The organism is Comamonas aquatica NBRC 14918 (genome assembly GCF_000739875.1).
Lineage (GTDB): Bacteria > Pseudomonadota > Gammaproteobacteria > Burkholderiales > Burkholderiaceae_C > Comamonas > Comamonas aquatica.
Window position 1 is genome coordinate 1 of record NZ_BBJR01000056.1, and the last position, 18,041, is coordinate 18,041.

Here is an 18,041-nt window from a genome sequence, read left to right on the forward strand (position 1 = left end):
TTCTTGAAACCCGGGGCGATTCACCAAGACCCTAGGCTTCATTGGAAAATTGAGCAGGCTGCCTTTGTTGAGCTAGGACTTCAACACCCCTTAGCACTGAAGCTATTGTTTTTGCTCCGATAGTAGCTCACTTTTTTAAGCTATTTTAGCGATGGTTGGAATGAGCGCAACACTTAACCAACGTCCCAAGTATGTGAATAGGTTGCCGGATATCTCAATGTAAGCTGTATTCAATAACTAAATAAAAAAGCGCTGACCTCCCGATCAGCGCGGGCTCGAATCTGCGTGGCTTACTTGACCAGTTCCAGCATCTGCTTGAAGGCAGGGTGCTCGCAGCTGCGGATCCATTCGAAAGCCACCATCTCGGTCGTGACCAGCTCGGCCCCAGCGCTAGCCAGACGGTCGAACGCCGCATCACGGTTGCGCTCACTGCGCGAACTGCAGGCATCCGTCACCACCCACACTTCCATCTCCTCTTCCAGCAGTTGCAAGGCGGTCTGCAGCAGACAGACATGGGCCTCACAGCCGGCAATGATGATGGAAGGACGCTCGGGCTCTGCCGGTGCGGCCGGCTTTTGCAGGTGCTTGGGCAGGCTGCGCGCATTACCGCCCTGCTGCTTGCGCACAGGCGGGCGCAGCAGATTGATCAGGCCATCCTCGGCCGCGCTGAAGCTCATCTTGGCCAATGTCTGGTCGCACAGTGCGCGCAACTCGGCCGCGTTCGGACCCAGGCGGGAAGGGTTTTGCTCCGTGCCCCACACCGGCACCTGCATCAGGTTCGCCAGCTTGGCCAGCTTGACCGCATTGGCCAGAACCTGCGGTCCTTCAAAAATCGCGGGCAACAGCTTTTCTTGGTAGTCGATCAACACCAGTTGCGAGTCATCGGCGTCCAGCAGCATGTAATTCTTCCTTCAGAGGTTCTTCAAAGCCACATTGTCGCAGTGAAGCCTGCAAGCGGGCACACAAAATGCATGTCCAGAAACTCTGTCATATATCAATTACGACATAACCAACCCGTACAAATCGGCAATTAGATGCACTTTGTGCGCCAATTTCCGCCCACAATGTCAGACAAGCGTGATAACCTCTGTGCCCATGACTTGCAAATGGCTATTGTTTATCGCCCTCGGCTGTGGAAGCGTGCAAGCCGCTCCCACCAACAGCGAACCGTTGACCCAGGAACGTCTGGCAGACATCGTGCATGAGCGCGGCCTCGGCGCGAACCTGCAGAGCATGGGCCATTCCGTGGCCAGCAACACGTCCAGCCTGATCAACACGGCCATGGGCATGATCGGCATCCCCTACCGTTTTGGCGGTACCAGCGCTGAAACCGGCTTTGATTGCAGCGGTTTCGTGCGTGCCATCTACCAGGATACCGTCGGCCATTTGCTGCCACGCCGTGCCGACGAGCAGGCCAAGGCCACCCAGAAGATTGACAAGAAAGAACTGCGTCCCGGTGACTTGGTGTTCTTCAACACCATGCGCCGCACCTTCAGCCATGTGGGCATCTACGTGGGCGAAGGCAAGTTCATCCACTCCCCCCGCAAGGGCAAGAGCGTGCGCGTGGAAAGCATGAACGACAGCTACTGGGCCAAGCGTTTCAACGGCGCTCGCCGCGTGGATGTGGCGGATGCACAGCCTGCGTTGCTGGAAGCCTCCACCGCTCCTTGACACTGATCAACTCCCACCAAGGCCTGCTTTCATGCAGGCCTTGTCTTTTGTCACTCACCCATTGGTTTTGCTATGCCCGACCAAGCCACTCCCAAACCCAAACTGGTTCGCTGGATCATCGGCCTGCCGGTGGCGATGTTTGCCATCCTCATGCTGATCAGCCAGCTGTTGTTCAACGCCTCGCCCGACAAGGAAACGCAATGGGTGGAGCGCGAAACCATCCGCCTGTGCTGGAAGGAACGCGAAAAGGGCCCGAAGGAAGGCACACCGGCGCAGTTCGCCGAAGGACAGTGCGAGAAGCTGGAATTCGACTTCAAGACCCGCTGGGGCATGAACCCCTGAGCCAGCGGCACAAAGCCTTGCGCCTGAAGCGATTGCACAGGCTGGGCACAATAGCGCCCCGGATTGGCCTGCACGCTGGCAGGCACCGTGCCTGCATTGTTTGAATGAATACTTCGCCCCCTACCTCGCCTGCCACGTTCAACCCCTGGCGCATGTCCGTGGCCCCGATGCTCGACTGGACGGACCGGCACTGCCGCTACCTGCACCGCCTGCTGAGCCGCCACACCCTGCTCTACACCGAGATGATCACCACCGGTGCCTTGCTGCACGGGGATGTGCCGCGCCACCTGCGCTTCAACGCCGAGGAACACCCCGTGGCCCTGCAGCTGGGCGGCAGCGAACCGGGTGATCTGGCCAAGGCCGCCAAGATTGGCCAGGACTGGGGCTATGACGAGATCAACCTCAATTGCGGCTGCCCCAGCGAACGGGTGCAGCGTGGCGCCTTTGGCGCCTGCCTGATGAACGAGGCCAGTCTGGTGGCCGAGGGCGTCAAGGCCATGCGCGATGTGGTGGACATTCCCGTCACCGTCAAGCACCGCATCGGCATCGACAAGATCGAGAGCTATGACTTTGTGCGCGACTTTGTCGGCACCGTGGCCGAGGCCGGCTGCGAGGTCTTCATCGTCCATGCCCGCAACGCCTGGCTGCAAGGCCTGTCGCCCAAGGAAAACCGCGACATTCCGCCGCTGCGCTACGAGATCGTGGCCCAGCTCAAGCGCGAATTCCCGCACCTGACGATTGCCATCAATGGCGGCATCAAGACCGACGCGGTGGTGCAGGAGCAGCTGCAGCTGGTCGATGGCGTGATGGTGGGCCGCGAGGCCTACCACAACCCCTGGTGGATGGCCCGCTGGGACGAGCTGTACTTCGGCGCGCCTGCGTCCACATTGACCCACCTGGACATCGAGCAGGCCATGGTCGCGTACATGGAACGCGAAGCGCGCGAGCACGACACCCACTGGTACGCGATTGCCCGCCACATGCTGGGTCTGCGCCACGGCCTGCCGGGCGCGCGCCGCTGGCGCCAGGTGTGGAGCGACCACCGCCTCAAGCACCTGCCGGCCCGCGAAGTCTCGGCGATTGCCAACACCCGACCGGACGGTTCCCAGCCCGAATAAACCCCGTATGGGCGACGGCGCCATGCAGGAGCGGGCGTGCGACGAGCATGTTTGCTCCTGCATGACAGATATCTGCCAGCGCCACCAGCGTGCAGGCCTCGCCATCCCCTACAGGCCCCGCACCGGTCGGTTGGAGGGAGTTCCGTTCTGCCGTCCCGCACCACAGCCCTGGGCCCAACCTCACCAGAGCTCTATCCGGGCCTGCCGCATGCCTGCACCGTGGCCACCGCCCTGGGGTCCCATCGCCACGAACTGCAGACCGCGCGATTCTGTAGGTGCCAGCGCATTTGATTGGTCTAGGCTACAGACCCGCAGCGCGCCTATGGCTATGGCTATGGCTATGGCTATGGCTATGGCTATGGCTATGGCTATGGCTATGGCTATGGCTATGGCTATGGCTATGGCTATGGCTATGGCTATGGCTATGGCTATGGCTATGGCTATGGCTATGGCTGTGGCTGTGGCTGTGGCTGGATGAAAATCAAAAAAACGTAGCTGCTGGCGCTTGCACAGCTTGATTTTTGAATGATTTATCCTTTAACCCCCCGCTCGCACGAGCGCTGAGCGCTATGCTTTCCTGCAAGGCCCTTTCGCCATCCAGGGCTTGTGCAAGGCCGCCGGGGAGGCCACCTATTTCAATTCTTGCAGCACGCGGACGGGCTGGCGCACGCTTGTCGCCTGCGCGACGCCCTCCCCTGGATAGTGCCATTCCGCGCCGACGTCGCATGCTGTTATATTGCACTGCAACATAACGAGGTATGCCCGCCATGCTCTACCAGCTCTACGAAACCCAACGCGCCCTGCTGGCACCCTTTGCCGACTTTGCGCAAGCCACCTCCAAGCTGTACACCAATCCGCTGCTGCCCATGGCACAGTGGCCCTTCGCCCAACGCATCTCGGCCGGTTTTGACCTGTTCTACCGCCTGGGCAAAGGCTATGAAAAGCCCGAATTCGGCATCCAGTCCGTGCCCGTGCATGGCGTCAAGGTCACCATCCTGGAGCGTGTCGAGATCGACAAGCCATTTTGCGAGCTGCGCCGCTTCAAGCGTTTCTCGGACGATCCCGAGACGCTGGACACCCTGCTCACCCAGCCCCCGGTGCTGGTCGTCGCCCCGCTGTCGGGCCACTACGCCACCTTGCTGCGTGACACGGTCAAAAGCCTGCTGAGCGACCACAAGGTCTTCATCACCGACTGGAAGAACGCCCGCCTGGTGCCCCTGGAAAACGGCGAGTTCCACCTGGACGACTACATCAACTACGTGCAGGAATTCATCCGCTACCTGCAACAGCAGTACGGCAACTGCCACGTCATCAGCGTCTGCCAGCCCACGGTGCCAGTGCTGGCCGCCGTGTCGCTGATGGCCAGTCGCGGCGAGACCACGCCGCTGACCATGACCATGATGGGTGGCCCGATTGATGCGCGCCGCACCCCCACGGCCGTCAACAACCTGGCCGTGCAGCGCAGCTTCGAGTGGTTCGAGAACAATGTCATCTACCGCGTGCCGGACAACTACCCGGGCGCCGGCCGCCGCGTCTACCCTGGCTTCTTGCAGTACTCCGGCTTTGTGGCCATGAACCCCGACCGCCACGCCAACAGCCATTACGACTACTTCAAGAACCTGGTCAAGGGCGATGACGCCAGCGTCGAGCAGCACCGCAAGTTCTACGACGAGTACAACGCCGTGCTGGACATGGACGCCGATTACTACCTGGAAACCATCCAGACCGTGTTCCAGGACTTCAAGCTGGTCAACGGCACCTGGGACGTGCGCGCGCCGGACGGCACGCTGGAGCGCGTGAAGCCCCAGGACATCACCAGCACCGCGCTGTTCACCATCGAAGGCGAGCTGGACGACATCTCCGGCTCCGGCCAGACCCGCGCCGCGCAGGAGCTGTGCGCCAACATTCCTGCCACCATGCGCCTGCACTACGACGTCATGGGGGCCGGCCACTACGGCATCTTCAGCGGCCGCCGCTGGCGCGACATGGTCTATCCCAAGGTGCGCGGCTTCATCTACGCCCACCAACCCGCCCCGGCCGCCGACAGCGCACCGGTCAATGACGGGGAATTGGTGCACGCCGAAGACGCCGCCCCCCAAGTTGCGCCACACTCTGCCCCCAGGACACCGACCACCGCCAAGCCGGCCCCCGCGTCCAGGGCGCGCCGGCGCGGCACCCGCTAGACTGCATGCCTGAAATTCAGCCCAAGCCAGTCCTCACCGGACTGGCTTTTTCCATTGATGCCGCCCTGCCGCAAACGCAATGCACCCGTTGCGGCTACCCCGACTGCGCCCGCTACGCCCAGGCGATTGCCGAGGAAGGCGCGCCGATCAACCAGTGCCCGCCCGGGGGCACGGAAGGCATTGCGCGGCTGGCGGCCCTGACCGGCCAACCCGTGCAGCCGCTGAACCCGCAGTTCGGCATCGAAGGACCGCTGACGCTGGCACGCATTGACGAAGACTGGTGCATCGGCTGCACCCTGTGCCTGAAAGCCTGCCCCACCGACGCCATCCTGGGCGCCAACAAGCAGATGCACACGGTGATCCCGGCACACTGCACCGGCTGCGAGCTGTGCATCCCCGTCTGCCCGGTGGACTGTATCGAGCTGGAGGTCGTCAGCGGCGCGCGCACCGGCTGGGAGGCGTGGACGCCCGCACAGGCGCAACACGCCAAGCAGCGCTACCACGCGCGCCAGCAGCGGCTGCAGGCCCAGGGGCTGACGGACAGCATCAACGCCAATGCCCAGGCCACGGCCCCCGTGCCCGAGGTGGTGCCCGACAAGAAAGCGGCGGTTGCCGCCGCCCTGGCCAAAGCCCGCGGCCTGCGCGGCCACTGAGTCCGTCCGATTGCCGAAGGTCCTGTATTGATAGCTGCAGGCGCACGATCCATCAGCGCTGCAGGCCATTTTGAGGCCCAGTGCGACATGCCTGTACACCCGATATTGGTGGCGTTACCCGCGTGTCACGGCATGCGCTGCCTGCATGCCTGCCTGCCGTAGCGGCCCCTTGCGCCCCTGCCACCAGGGCCACGCCAAGGGCATCAAGGGCACTCAGCCCGCAAAGCTCTTGTAGACGCCGCAGCCCAGGTACACGCCATCCTGCTTGCAGACATAGGACATCTTGGCCTGCACCTTGCCCGACACGGGGTTGGTGAAGTCGTACTCGACCCAACCCGGCCCCTGCTCGGCCTGGGCAATAATGGCGCGCAGCAGGGCATCGCCATCCACACCCTTGACATCCTGCACCCGGGTGCCGCGCTTGCCCGGGTTACCACCGAACGCCAGGTACTGCCCACCGGCATCCAGCACAAAGACATACATGTCGCGGTCGTGAAAGGGTTGCTGCGGGTCCGTCAGCGCTTGCCAGTACTGCTGCTGCGCCATGCCCATGCGGCGCAGCGCCACGGCCCGCTCCACCAGGGCAACGGCCTCGACCGCCGTGCCCTGCTGCAGCCGAAAACGCTCCACCGCCTCCGACAGCGTGGCCGCGCGCTGCTCCAGCGCCTGCGCTTCCTGCACCACATGGCGCACCATCAGCGCGTTCTCTTGGGTGACCTGGTCGATCTGGTGCACCGCCTGGTGGATCTGCTGCAGCCCGGTGCCCTGGCTGTTGCCGGACTCCGAAATCGCCTCCACATGCCCGGCCACGCTACGCACGCCCTGCGCCACCTGGTGCATGCCCTGGCCCGCCTGGCGGATCAGCTGCGTGCTGCTGGCCACCTGCCGCACGGAGTCCTCGATCAGCAGGCGGATCTCCTTGGAGGCCTCGGCGGAGCGCTGCGCCAGGCTGCGCACCTCGGAAGCCACCACAGCAAAGCCACGCCCCTGCTCGCCCGCGCGCGCCGCCTCGACGGCGGCATTCAGCGCCAGGATGTTGGTCTGAAAGGCAATCCCGTCGATCACGGCAATGATCTCGGACATGCGTCCAGCGCTGCGCTCGATCGCCTCGACCGACTGCACGGCCTGCTCCATCACGCCGCTGCCCTGCTCCACCGCCTGGCGCACCTGGGCCGTGCAGCGGTCGGCGGCCACGGCCGTTTCGGCATTGTTCTGCACCACGGCCGTGACCTGTTCCACGCTGACCACGGTTTGCGCCACGTTCGAGGCCTGCAGCTCGGTGCGCGCCGCCAGGGCCTGGTTGTCATGGGTGAGCGTATGCCCGGCCTGCGTGACCAGGGCTGCGTTGCTGCGGATTTCGGCCACCATGCTGGACAGGGCCACCACCATGCTGTCCAGCAGGCGGGCCATCTGCGCCAGTTCATCGGCCCCGTGCGCCGTGATGCGGTGGGCCAGATTGCCCTGGGCCGCGTGCTCCATGGCCGTCAGCAGGCGCGCCACCTCATGGGCCAGGCTGCTGTAGACGCTGTACAGCACATACAAGAACCACAGGCCTGCCGCCACCGGCAGGCCCACCTGCAGCCCAGGCGCCCAGCCCTGGCCCGCAGCCAGCCATGCGGCCAGCATGGCCAACCCGCCGCTGACGCCGATCAGCGCCAGCTTTCCGCCCAGCTTGCAGTGCCTGAGCACCCAACGCATTGGCTTGTGCATGCTCCCCCTCCCCGCGTTCGCACACGATGAAATTCGTTACAAAGGGTTGTAACTCCGGGAAGCGGTGCCAGCCTTGGGGGTTTTCCCAGCTAGCCTTGTTCGTTTTTCGCTGCACCACCCGCACGCCTGCGGCCTGCAGCCCCCCGGCATCACGCATCAAGCACAAAGCGGGCGACATTCTGACCCCATAATATTTGGACCATGAATCCCCTGCTCCAACACCTTCAGCCCTATCCCTTCGAGCGGCTGCGCCAACTTTTTGCGGGGGTGACACCACCCGCCGATCTGCGCCCCATCAGCCTGGGGATTGGCGAGCCACGGCACGACACGCCGGAATTCATCAAGACCAGCCTGTGCGGCAACCTGGCGGGTCTGGCCAACTACCCCGCCACCGCCGGCGACCTGCGCCTGCGCCAGGCCTGCAGCGACTGGATGCAGCGCCGCTATGGCATCGCAGTGGACGCGGCCACCCAGATCCTGCCCGTCAACGGCTCGCGCGAAGCCCTGTTTTCCTTCGCACAAACCATCATCGACCCCACGCAGCCCGGCGCCACGGTGCTGTGCCCCAATCCCTTCTACCAAATCTACGAAGGCGCCACGCTGCTGGCCGGCGCGCTGCCCTACTTCGTGCCCAGCGATCCCGCGCGCAACTTCGCCGTGGACTGGGACAGCGTGCCGGACGAGGTCTGGGCCCGGACCCAACTGATCTACGTCTGCTCGCCCGGCAACCCCACGGGCGCGGTCATGCCCTTGTCGGAATGGGAGAAGCTGTTCACGCTGTCGGACCGCCACGGCTTCGTGATTGCCTCGGACGAGTGCTACAGCGAAATCTATTTCCGCGAAGAAGCGCCCCTGGGCGGCCTGGAAGCCGCCGTGCAACTGGGCCGCAGCGACTACCGCAACCTGGTGGCCTTCACCAGCCTGTCCAAGCGCAGCAATGTGCCGGGTCTGCGCAGCGGTTTTGTGGCCGGCGACGCCAAGCTGCTCAAATCCTTCCTGCTGTACCGCACCTACCACGGTGGCGCCATGGGCCTGCCGATCCAGCACGCCAGCATCGCCGCCTGGTCGGACGAGGCCCATGTGGACCACAACCGCCAGCTCTACCGCGACAAGTTCGCCGCCGTCATGCCCATCCTGGAGCCCGTGATGGACGTGCGCCTGCCGGATGCCGGTTTTTACCTCTGGCCCCGCATTCCCGATGCTTTGGGCATGACGGACACCGAGTTTGCACAGGCCTTGTACGCGCAAAACCATGTTACTGTCCTGCCCGGCAGCTACCTGGCCCGCGATGCACGCGGCCACAACCCGGGGGCCCAGCGTGTGCGCCTGGCCCTGGTGGCAGAAACCTCCGAATGCGTGGAAGCCGCTCAGCGCATCGCCGATTTCATCCAAAAACATTTGAAGTAATTTGTTCCTATGACACAGCAACTCCAACAGATCATCGAAACCGCTTGGGACAACCGCGCCGAGCTGTCCGCAGCCTCTGCCCCCAAGGAAGTCGTAGAAGCCGTCGAATTCGCCCTGCAGCAGCTGGACAACGGCACGCTGCGCGTGGCCACCCGTGAAGGCGTCGGCCAATGGACCGTGCACCAGTGGCTCAAGAAGGCCGTGCTGCTGTCCTTCCGCCTGAACGACAACAAGCTGATGTCCGCCGGCGCCCTGAACTTCTTCGACAAGGTGCCCACCAAGTACGAAGGCATGAGTGAAGCCGACATCGCCGCCACCGGCGTGCGCGTGGTGCCGCCTGCCGTGGCGCGCCGCGGCTCCTTCATCGCCAAGGGCGCCATCCTGATGCCTTCCTACGTGAACATCGGCGCCTACGTGGACTCCGGCACCATGGTCGACACCTGGGCCACCGTCGGTTCCTGCGCCCAAGTGGGCAAGAACGTCCATCTGTCGGGCGGCGTGGGCCTGGGCGGCGTGCTGGAACCCCTGCAGGCCAACCCCACCATCATTGAAGACAACTGCTTCATCGGCGCACGCTCCGAGGTGGTCGAGGGCGTGATCGTGGAAGAGAACTCCGTGATCTCCATGGGCGTGTACATCGGCCAGTCCACCCCCATCTTCAACCGCGAAACCGGTGAAATCACCTACGGCCGCGTGCCTGCGGGCTCCGTGGTGGTCTCGGGCAACCTGCCCAAGAAGACCAAGGACGGCAAGGACTACTCCATGTATGCGGCCATCATCGTGAAGACCGTGGACGCCAAGACCCGCTCCACCACCAGCCTGAACGACCTGTTGCGCGATTGATGCGCATCAAGCATTTAGACAAGCTCTAAATCGCAAACTGGGGGTTTTGCTGCAGACTACAGGCCTGCAACAAAGCCCCCAGTTTTTTAATCAGAGGTTTCGGCATGAGCATGATGGAACGCATCCTGCGCCTGATGGCGGAAAAGCACGCCTCGGACGTTTACCTGTCCGCCAATTCCCCCGCGCTCATCAAGATCGACGGGGTCTGCGTGCCCATCAACAACCAGCTCCTGCCGCCGGACGCGCCGCGCGCCCTGCTGGCCGAAGTGGTGTCTCCGCACGACATGGAGGTGCTGCAGGACACGGGCGAACTCAACATGGCCGTCCCCCTCAAGGGCGTGGGCCGCTTTCGCGTCAGCGCCATGCGCCAGCGGGGTTCGGTGGCCGTCGTGGTGCGCTTCATCGCCCAGCAGATCCCCAAGCTGGAAGAACTCAAGCTGCCGCCCATCCTGAACCAGCTGATTCTGGAAAAGCGCGGCCTGCTGCTGGTGGTCGGTGCCACCGGCTCCGGCAAGAGCACCACCCTGGCGGCCATGATCGACAGCCGCAACGAGCAGCGCTCGGGCCACATCCTGACCATCGAGGACCCGATCGAATTCCAGTTCCGCAACAAGCGCTCCATCGTCAACCAGCGCGAAGTGGGTTCCGACACCCAGTCGCTGCAGGTGGCACTGAAAAACGCGCTGCGCCAGGCGCCGGATGTGATCCTGATCGGCGAGATCCGCGACCGCGAAACCATGTCCGCCGCAATCGCCTACGCGCAATCGGGCCACCTGGTGCTGGCCACGCTGCACGGTAACAACAGCTACCACGCCCTGAACCGCATCCTGAGCTTCTACCCCGTGGAGGTGCGCGCCACCATGCTGGGCGACCTGTCCTCGTCGCTCAAGGCCGTGGTCACCCAGCGCCTGCTGCGCACGCCGGCGGGCAAGCGCGTACCGGCCGTGGAAGTGCTGCTCAACACCAAGCTGGTGTCCGAGCTGATCGAAAAGGGCGACTTTTCCGGCGTGCGCGACAACATGGAGCAGTCCATGGCCGAAGGTTCGCAAACCTTCGAAGAAGACCTGGCGCGCCTCATCACCAGTGGCACAATTGACCGCAGTGAAGGCTTGGCCAATGCCGACTCGCCCACCAACTTGATGTGGCGCCTGCAAAATGCGCCCCAAAAAGCCGCTCCGGCCAGCAGTCCCCTGGAAGCGCTGGCCCCTGCGGTGGAGCAGAACGTCCCGGCCCTGCCCGAGTTTGGCGACTTGTTGCTGAACACCGGTCTTAAAACATAAGCCCCCGTGCAGACTGGGGGCCAGGTTGCCCGCAAGGTGCAGCCCATTTTGGATTTCTCGCATGTCCCGCACCCTGCAACTGGCTGAGCAACTGATCAGCCGCCCCTCCATCACCCCCGAAGATGCCGGCTGCCTGGAAATGCTGGCCGACCGCCTGGCCCCCCTGGGCTTTGCCTGCGAGCGCATGGACGGCGGCCCCGACAGCTTCCGCGTGCACAACCTCTGGGCCGTGCGCCGCAGCGGCCACCCCGCGGCCAAGACGCTGATCTTCGCTGGCCATACCGACGTGGTGCCCACCGGCCCGGTGGAGCAGTGGGGCAGCCCGCCGTTCACCCCCTCCTACCGAGATGGCAAGCTGTTCGGCCGCGGTGCCAGCGACATGAAGACCTCCATCGCCGCCTTTGTCGTGGCCGTCGAGGAATTCCTGGCCCAGCAGACCGACACACCCCTGGACATTGCCTTCCTGCTGACCAGCGACGAGGAAGGCCCCGGCCATGACGGCACCAAGATCGTCTGCCAGGCCCTGCACGCCCGCGGCGAGCCCATGGACTGGTGCATCGTGGGCGAGCCCACGGCCGTGCAGCAGACCGGCGACATGATCAAGAACGGCCGCCGTGGCTCGCTCAGCGGACGCCTGACCGTGGAAGGCATCCAGGGCCACATCGCCTACCCCCAGCTGGCGCGCAACCCCATCCACCAGGCCCTGCCGGCACTGGCCGAGCTGGCCAGCATCGAATGGGACCAGGGCAACGCCTTCTTCCCCGCCACCAGCTGGCAGATCAGCAACATGCATGGCGGCACGGGCGCGTCCAACGTGATCCCCGGTGAGGTCGTGATCGACTTCAACTTCCGCTACAGCACCGAGAACACGGCCGAAAGCCTGAAGCAGCGCGTCAAGTCCGTGCTGGACCGCCACGCGCTGGAGTACGACCTGACCTGGAGCCTGTCGGGCGAGCCCTTCCTGACCACGCCCGGCGACCTGGTCCACGCCACGCAGCAGGCCATCCGCGCCGAAACCGGGCTGGAGACCGAGCTGTCCACCAGTGGCGGCACCAGCGACGGTCGCTTCATCGCCAAGGTCTGCCCCCAGGTGATCGAGCTGGGCCCGCCCAACGCCACCATCCACAAGATCGATGAGCACATCGTCGTGGCCGATGTGGAGCCGCTGAAGAACATCTACCGCCGCGTGCTGGAAAACCTGCATGCGCAGCTGCAGTCCGCCGCCGCCGTGCAAGGGGCCGCCGCATGAGCCACACGTACACCCTGCCCCACGGCACCACCGTCGGCGCCCTGATAGCCTCCGGCGCGCAATGCCTGACCCAGGCTGGCGTGGGCTTTGGCCACGGCACGGCGAACGCCGAGGAAGAAGCCATCTGGCTGGTGCTGTGGCAACTGGGCCTGCCGATTGACGCCCCGCTGGGCGACGACGAAGATTCGGTGGAAAATCAGCCCGTCACGCCCGAGCAGCAAGCGCTGGTAGCTACTCTTTTCAAAGAACGCATCGCCAGCCGCAAACCCGCCGCCTACCTGACGCGCGAGGCCTGGCTGATGGGCGTGCCCTTCTACGTGGACGAGCGCGCCATCGTGCCGCGCAGCTTCATTGCCGAGCTGCTGGCCGACGGCAGCATCGACCATTTCCTCTCGGACAAGACCCGCCAGGTGCTGGACCTGTGCACCGGCAATGGCTCGCTGGCCTGCCTGGCCGCCATGGCCTGGCCCGAGGTGGCAGTGACCGGCGCCGACATCAGCACCGACGCCCTGGCCGTGGCCCGCATCAACGTCGACAAGCACGGCCTGCAGGAGCGCGTGACCCTGGTCGAGACCGATGGCCTGCGCCAGGTGCCCGGCCCCTGGGACCTGATCCTGTGCAACCCGCCCTACGTCAACGCCGACAGCATGGCCAAGCTACCCGCCGAATACCTGGCCGAGCCCGAGCTGGCCCTGGCCGGCGGCACGGATGGCATGGACTTCATCCGCCAGTTGTTGGCCGATGCGCCCGCCTGCATGACCGACGACGCCGTGCTGGTGCTGGAAATCGGCAACGAGCGCCCCTTCTTCGAGGCCGCCTTCCCCGAGCTGCTGGTCTACTGGCTGGACACCAGCGTGGGCGAAGACGCCGTGCTGCTGGTCACCCGCCAGGAACTCGTCGCCCAGGCCCAGCGCACGGCACAATAGGCGCCGTGCCACCGGGCTTGAAGTTTCAAGCCTTTTTGGCCTCTAGCGCTTATCCGGCTTGTGCCAAGCGCTATTTATTTTTTCAACACCCGCACGATGGACCCCGTCTGCGGGTGCGCTTTTTTTCTCGCTGCAGATGATCACCCTGAAAAACGTCACCCTGCGCCGCGGCACCAAAGTGGTGCTCGACAGCGTCAACGCCACCATCAACCCCGGTGAACACGTGGGTCTGGTCGGCCGCAACGGTGCCGGCAAATCCTCGCTGTTCGCCCTGCTGAGCGGCACGCTGCACGAAGACGGCGGCGACTTCTTCATCCCGACGCAGTGGCGCATGGGCCAGGTGGCCCAGCACATGCCCGAGACGGAGGACTCCGCCACCCAGTTCGTGCTGGACGGCGACACCCGCCTGATGGAAGTGCAGGCGCGCCTGCAGGCCGCCGAACGGGCGGGCGACGGCATGGCCATCGCCCAGGCCCATGCCGACCTGCAGGACGCTGGCGCCCACGACGCCACGGCACGCGCCCAGGCGCTGATCCAGGGCCTGGGTTTCAAGACCGGCGAGCTGAACCAGCCCGTCAACAGCTTCTCCGGCGGCTGGCGCATGCGCCTGCAACTGGCGCGCGCGCTGATGTGCCCGTCCGACCTGCTGCTGCTGGACGAACCCACCAACCACTTGGACCTGGACGCCCTGGTCTGGCTGGAAGCCTGGCTCAAGCGCTATCCCGGCACCATGATCGTCATCTCGCACGACCGGGAGTTCCTGGACGCGGTGACCACCGTCACCCTGGAGCTGGCCAGCGGCCAGATCACGCGCTACGGCGGCAACTACAGCAAGTACGAAGAGCTGCGTGCCCAGCAGCTGGAGCTGCAGCAGTCGGCGTTCGAGAAGCAGCAGGACAAGATCGCCCACCTGCAGAAGTTCATCGACCGCTTCAAGGCCCAGGCCACCAAGGCCAAGCAGGCCCAAAGCCGCGTGAAGATGATCGAGCGCATGGAAAAAGTGGCGCCGGTACTGGCCGATGCGGAATTCACCTTTGAATTCAAAGCCCCGGCCAGCCTGCCCAACCCCATGCTGGCGATCACCGATGCCAGCTTCGGCTACACCGATGAGGCCGGCCAGACCACCACCATCCTGCGCGGCGTGAACCGCTCCGTGCTGGCGGGCCAGCGCATCGGCATCCTGGGCGCCAACGGCCAGGGCAAGTCCACCCTGGTCAAGACGATTGCCCGCACCATGCAGGCCCTGGGCGGCAAGATCACCGAGGGCAAGGGGCTGAACATCGGCTACTTCGCCCAGCAGGAGCTGGACGTGCTGCGCCCGGACGAAGACCCGCTGCAGCACATGACGCGCCTGGCCAAGGACCTGGGCGCCGACGCCCCCGCCGCCAGCCGCGAGCAGGACCTGCGCAACTGGCTGGGCACCTTCAACTTCACCGGCGACATGGTCAAGCAGACCGTGGGCAGCATGAGCGGCGGCGAAAAGGCCCGCCTGGTGCTGGCCATGATCGTCTGGCAGCGCCCCAACCTGCTGCTGCTGGACGAACCCACCAACCACCTGGACCTGGCCACGCGCGAGGCCCTGGCCATGGCCATCAACGACTTCGATGGCACCGTCATGCTGGTCTCGCACGACCGCCACCTGCTGCGCGCCGTGTGCGAGGACTTCTGGATGGTGGGCCGCGGCGTGGTCGGCCCGTTCGACGGCGATCTGGACGACTACCAGCGCTACCTGCTGGACGAGTCCAAGCGCCTGCGCGAGGAAGCCAAGCTGGCCGAACAGGCCACCGCCATGCCCACCAGCAGCGCCAGCGACGCTGGCACAGCCCCCCCGGTCGACCAGCGCGAGGCCCGCCGCCTGGCCGCCGCCGCGCGCCAGCAACTGAGGGAAAAGACCAAGCCCCTGAAAAAGGAACTGGAGCAGGTCGACAAGCAGATGGCCACCCTGTCCGCCGAAAAGGCCGCGCTGGAGGACAAGCTGGCCACGCCACTTGCGCCGGCTGACATCGCCGAAGCCGGCAAGCGCCTGAAAACCGTGGGCGACGCCCTGGATACGCTGGAAGAGCGCTGGCTGGAGCTGAGCGAACAGATCGAGCAGCTGACGCAGGAAGCCGGCCTGGCCGGCTGAACCCAGCACCCCGTGCGCCTGCGGCTCCGGCCCTGGGTGCACGGTGCAGAATATAAAAAATAGCTGCTCGCGCTCACCCTGCTTTGTTTTCAGAAGCTTTTCACTTTGAAAGCAAGGCAGAACAAGCGCCAGCAGCTATATTTTTATCCAGGCTTCCACTCAGGCAGCCCACGCATGCTGCGCGGCGCCACCAGTGCGCAGGCCTTAACGGTTGGTGGCCGCCAGCAGCCCGCCCGCCGCGATGAAGGCACCGCCCGTCACGCGGTGGAACCAGCGCCCGGGGCCACTGCGGCCCAGGCGGGCCGCCACCTTGGCGCCGCCGACGGCATAGGCAGACATGATGCTGCCATCCAGCACCATCCAGGTCACGGCCAGAATGGCCAGTTGCCCGGCCACCGGCTCGGCCGGGTTCATGAATTGCGGAAACAGGGCGCTGAAGAACAGCAAGTCCTTGGGGTTACCAATCCCCACCATGAAGCCCTTGCGGTACAGCTGACCCCAGGTGGCCGAGGGCAAGGAGGTCGCGGGCACGGCCACCTCGGCGGACTGCGCCGCTGGCGATGCGGGGGCCGCCTGGGGCCGGCTGCGCCAGGTGCTGATGCCCAGATAGACCAGGTAGGCGGCGCCAGCCCACTTGATCGCGTGGAACAGCGTGTCGGAAGCCGCAATCACCGCCCCCAGGCCCAGGGCCGACAGCAGCATCAGCGTCATCGAGGCGGTAATCCCCCCCAGCACCGTGCCCAGGGTGCGGCGCACACCGTGGCTCACGCCGTGTGAGACGCACAGCAGGGCCGACGGCCCGGGCGACACGATCAGCGCCCCCGCCAAAGAGACATACAGCAACCAGAGATTCCACGACATCGCACCCACCCGCCTTCAGACAGCAAAGCCTTCGATTCTAGGCAATCCGCACGCGCTGCGGCCCCCTGAACGCACCGCAGACCCATCGCACAAACAGGCGGCCGAACACCCCACATTTTTTTACGTCAACGTGTCAACGCGGGCGATTCACCCCACGTTGTTGGTCATACATAAGGAGTACATCCCCCATGACCGCAACCACCATCCTGTCTGTCTGGCCCGAAGACGAACGCGACCGCAAGCGCAGCCCGGCTCGCCTCTGATGGCGTTGCGGCCACTCCTGCACCAGGTACCGGCCATCCCATTCAAAAAAATGATTGTTGCTGTCAACCGCAGAAATTTGACAGCGTTGAATCTCTAAAGGACACCACCATGAACATCATTGCCTCGATCTGGCCCGAAGACGAACGTGACCGCAAGCGCGCTCCCCTGCGCGGTTGAAGCCCCTTGCTGCAGGTGGTCCCACGCCGCCTGCTCCCACAGCCCGCTCTGCCAGCGGGCTTTGTTTTGGGCCCAGGCTTGTTACAAACAGGGACGCTTCATGCAAACGCTTGCGTCCCCATCGTCAACCCGAACGCCCCGCAACACGTTGAACAGGTACAAAGGAGTGAAACGATGACACAACCCCAAATTCTGTCTGCCTGGCCCGAAGACGAACGCGACCGCAAGCGCGCCCCTTCCCGCCTGTAAGGCTGCGGCCCGTGCCAACCGGCGCCGCCGGTGACTTGGCAGGCACTTCACAAGTTTCCTGTTCTCCATGAAAAAAGCCCGCATTGCGCGGGCTTTTTGCTGGGCGCCAGAAGCGCTCAGTGCATGTGCAGACCACCGTTGACCGAGAAATCGGCACCGGTCGAATAGCTGCCATCTTCCGAAGCCAGCCACGAGACGATGGACGCAATTTCCCGGGGCTCGCCCAGGCGCTTGACGGGGATGGTGCCCACGATCTTGTCCAGCACATCCTGGCGGATCGCCTTGACCATGTCGGTGCCAATGTAGCCAGGGCTGACGGTGTTCACCGTAACGCCCTTGCTGGCCAGCTCCTGCGCCAGGGCCATGGTGAAACCATGCATGCCCGCCTTGGCCGCCGAGTAGTTGGTCTGTCCGGCCTGGCCCTTGGCGCCGTTGACCGAGCTGATGTTGATCACCCGGCCCCAGCCCTTTTCCACCATGTCGCCCACGACCTGCTTGGTCACGTTGAACATGGAGTTCAGGTTGGTCTCGATCACAGCCTGCCAGTCGTCCGGGGTCATCTTCAGGAACATGCGGTCCCGCGTGATGCCGGCGTTGTTCACCAGCACATCGATGCTGCCATGCTCCTGCTTGGCCTGGCCGAAGGCCTCGACGGTGGAAGCCCAGTCTCCGACGTTGCCGACGGAGGCGTAGAAGGTGTAGCCCAGGGCCTTTTGCTCGTCCAGCCACTTCTGGAAGTCGCGAGTGGGGCCGCAGCCCGCAATCACTTTGAAACCATCGTCATGCAGACGCTGGCAAATGGCAGTGCCAATGCCGCCCATCCCTCCGGTGACATACGCGACTTTCTGACTCATTGCTGATCTCCTTGTACTTGCTGTACTTGCGTTGCTCAAATCCGTATCAATGACTGTAGCGGGCCCGCCCCTCCAGACGCGTTGCGGTTAACCCGCTGGCCACTGTCGTGCGGCGGCCACGCCACAGTC

General features: G+C 64.4%; 15 protein-coding genes. 11 read left to right on the forward strand and 4 right to left on the reverse strand.

The features are described from left to right. Positions 1-290 precede the first annotated feature (290 nt). Complete coding sequence (locus tag CA2_RS13345; protein WP_042418156.1) at positions 291-899, reverse strand: isochorismatase family protein; 609 nt, start codon at positions 897-899, stop codon at positions 291-293. Between the two features lie 196 nt (positions 900-1,095). Here CA2_RS13345 and CA2_RS13350 point away from each other — a divergent pair, with 196 nt between their 5' ends. The 5 genes from CA2_RS13350 to CA2_RS13375 all read left to right on the forward strand — a co-directional run bounded on the left by CA2_RS13350 (position 1,096) and on the right by CA2_RS13375 (position 5,967). Next, entirely contained in the window at positions 1,096-1,671 is a 576-nt protein-coding gene (locus CA2_RS13350; protein WP_081889008.1) for a C40 family peptidase, read from the forward strand. A gap of 72 nt (positions 1,672-1,743) precedes the next feature. Next, a complete protein-coding gene (locus CA2_RS13355; protein ID WP_042418159.1) occupies positions 1,744-2,013 on the forward strand; it encodes a hypothetical protein in 270 nt (89 codons plus the stop codon). A 104-nt stretch (positions 2,014-2,117) separates the two neighbouring features. Continuing rightward, the gene (gene dusA, locus CA2_RS13360; RefSeq protein ID WP_081889009.1) at positions 2,118-3,131 is read left to right on the forward strand and encodes a tRNA dihydrouridine(20/20a) synthase DusA; all 1,014 of its coding nucleotides are present in this window, start codon (positions 2,118-2,120) and stop codon (positions 3,129-3,131) included. A gap of 767 nt (positions 3,132-3,898) precedes the next feature. Beyond that, positions 3,899-5,314, forward strand: coding sequence for a polyhydroxyalkanoate depolymerase (locus CA2_RS13370; protein ID WP_081889013.1), 1,416 nt, complete (start codon positions 3,899-3,901; stop codon positions 5,312-5,314). Between the two features lie 5 nt (positions 5,315-5,319). Further along, on the forward strand, positions 5,320-5,967 hold the full coding sequence (locus CA2_RS13375) for an RnfABCDGE type electron transport complex subunit B (RefSeq protein WP_042418166.1): 648 nt from the start codon (positions 5,320-5,322) through the stop codon (positions 5,965-5,967). Between the two features lie 213 nt (positions 5,968-6,180). Here CA2_RS13375 and CA2_RS13380 read toward each other — a convergent pair whose 3' ends face one another. Then, on the reverse strand, positions 6,181-7,677 hold the full coding sequence (locus CA2_RS13380; RefSeq protein ID WP_052369942.1) for a methyl-accepting chemotaxis protein: 1,497 nt from the start codon (positions 7,675-7,677) through the stop codon (positions 6,181-6,183). 201 nt (positions 7,678-7,878) lie between these two features. On the opposite strand from CA2_RS13380, the gene dapC reads away from it, so the two are divergent. The 6 genes from dapC to CA2_RS13410 all read left to right on the forward strand — a co-directional run bounded on the left by dapC (position 7,879) and on the right by CA2_RS13410 (position 15,507). Beyond that, the gene (gene dapC / locus CA2_RS13385; RefSeq protein ID WP_042418169.1) at positions 7,879-9,084 is read left to right on the forward strand and encodes a succinyldiaminopimelate transaminase; all 1,206 of its coding nucleotides are present in this window, start codon (positions 7,879-7,881) and stop codon (positions 9,082-9,084) included. A gap of 9 nt (positions 9,085-9,093) precedes the next feature. After that, positions 9,094-9,927 carry a 2,3,4,5-tetrahydropyridine-2,6-dicarboxylate N-succinyltransferase gene (dapD, locus tag CA2_RS13390; RefSeq protein WP_042418172.1) on the forward strand — a complete coding sequence of 278 codons (834 nt, stop codon included), beginning with the start codon at positions 9,094-9,096 and terminating at the stop codon, positions 9,925-9,927. 104 nt (positions 9,928-10,031) lie between these two features. Then, complete coding sequence (locus CA2_RS13395; protein WP_042418175.1) at positions 10,032-11,207, forward strand: PilT/PilU family type 4a pilus ATPase; 1,176 nt, start codon at positions 10,032-10,034, stop codon at positions 11,205-11,207. Positions 11,208-11,268: 61 nt separating this feature from the next. Continuing rightward, a complete protein-coding gene (dapE, locus tag CA2_RS13400; RefSeq protein WP_042418178.1) occupies positions 11,269-12,456 on the forward strand; it encodes a succinyl-diaminopimelate desuccinylase in 1,188 nt (395 codons plus the stop codon). Continuing rightward, positions 12,453-13,382, forward strand: a complete 930-nt coding sequence (prmB, locus tag CA2_RS13405; RefSeq protein ID WP_042418181.1) for a 50S ribosomal protein L3 N(5)-glutamine methyltransferase — start codon at positions 12,453-12,455, stop codon at positions 13,380-13,382. The genes dapE and prmB overlap by 4 nt, the downstream gene beginning before the upstream one ends. 136 nt (positions 13,383-13,518) lie before the next feature. Next, positions 13,519-15,507 carry an ABC-F family ATP-binding cassette domain-containing protein gene (locus CA2_RS13410; protein ID WP_042418183.1) on the forward strand — a complete coding sequence of 663 codons (1,989 nt, stop codon included), beginning with the start codon at positions 13,519-13,521 and terminating at the stop codon, positions 15,505-15,507. Between the two features lie 204 nt (positions 15,508-15,711). On the opposite strand, the gene CA2_RS13415 is transcribed toward CA2_RS13410, so the two are convergent. Both CA2_RS13415 and phbB read right to left on the reverse strand, forming a co-directional pair. Then, entirely contained in the window at positions 15,712-16,368 is a 657-nt protein-coding gene (locus CA2_RS13415) for a LysE family translocator (RefSeq protein ID WP_042418187.1), read from the reverse strand. 806 nt (positions 16,369-17,174) lie between these two features. Then, a complete protein-coding gene (gene phbB, locus CA2_RS13420; RefSeq protein WP_042418188.1) occupies positions 17,175-17,912 on the reverse strand; it encodes an acetoacetyl-CoA reductase in 738 nt (245 codons plus the stop codon). Positions 17,913-18,041: the final 129 nt, after the last annotated feature.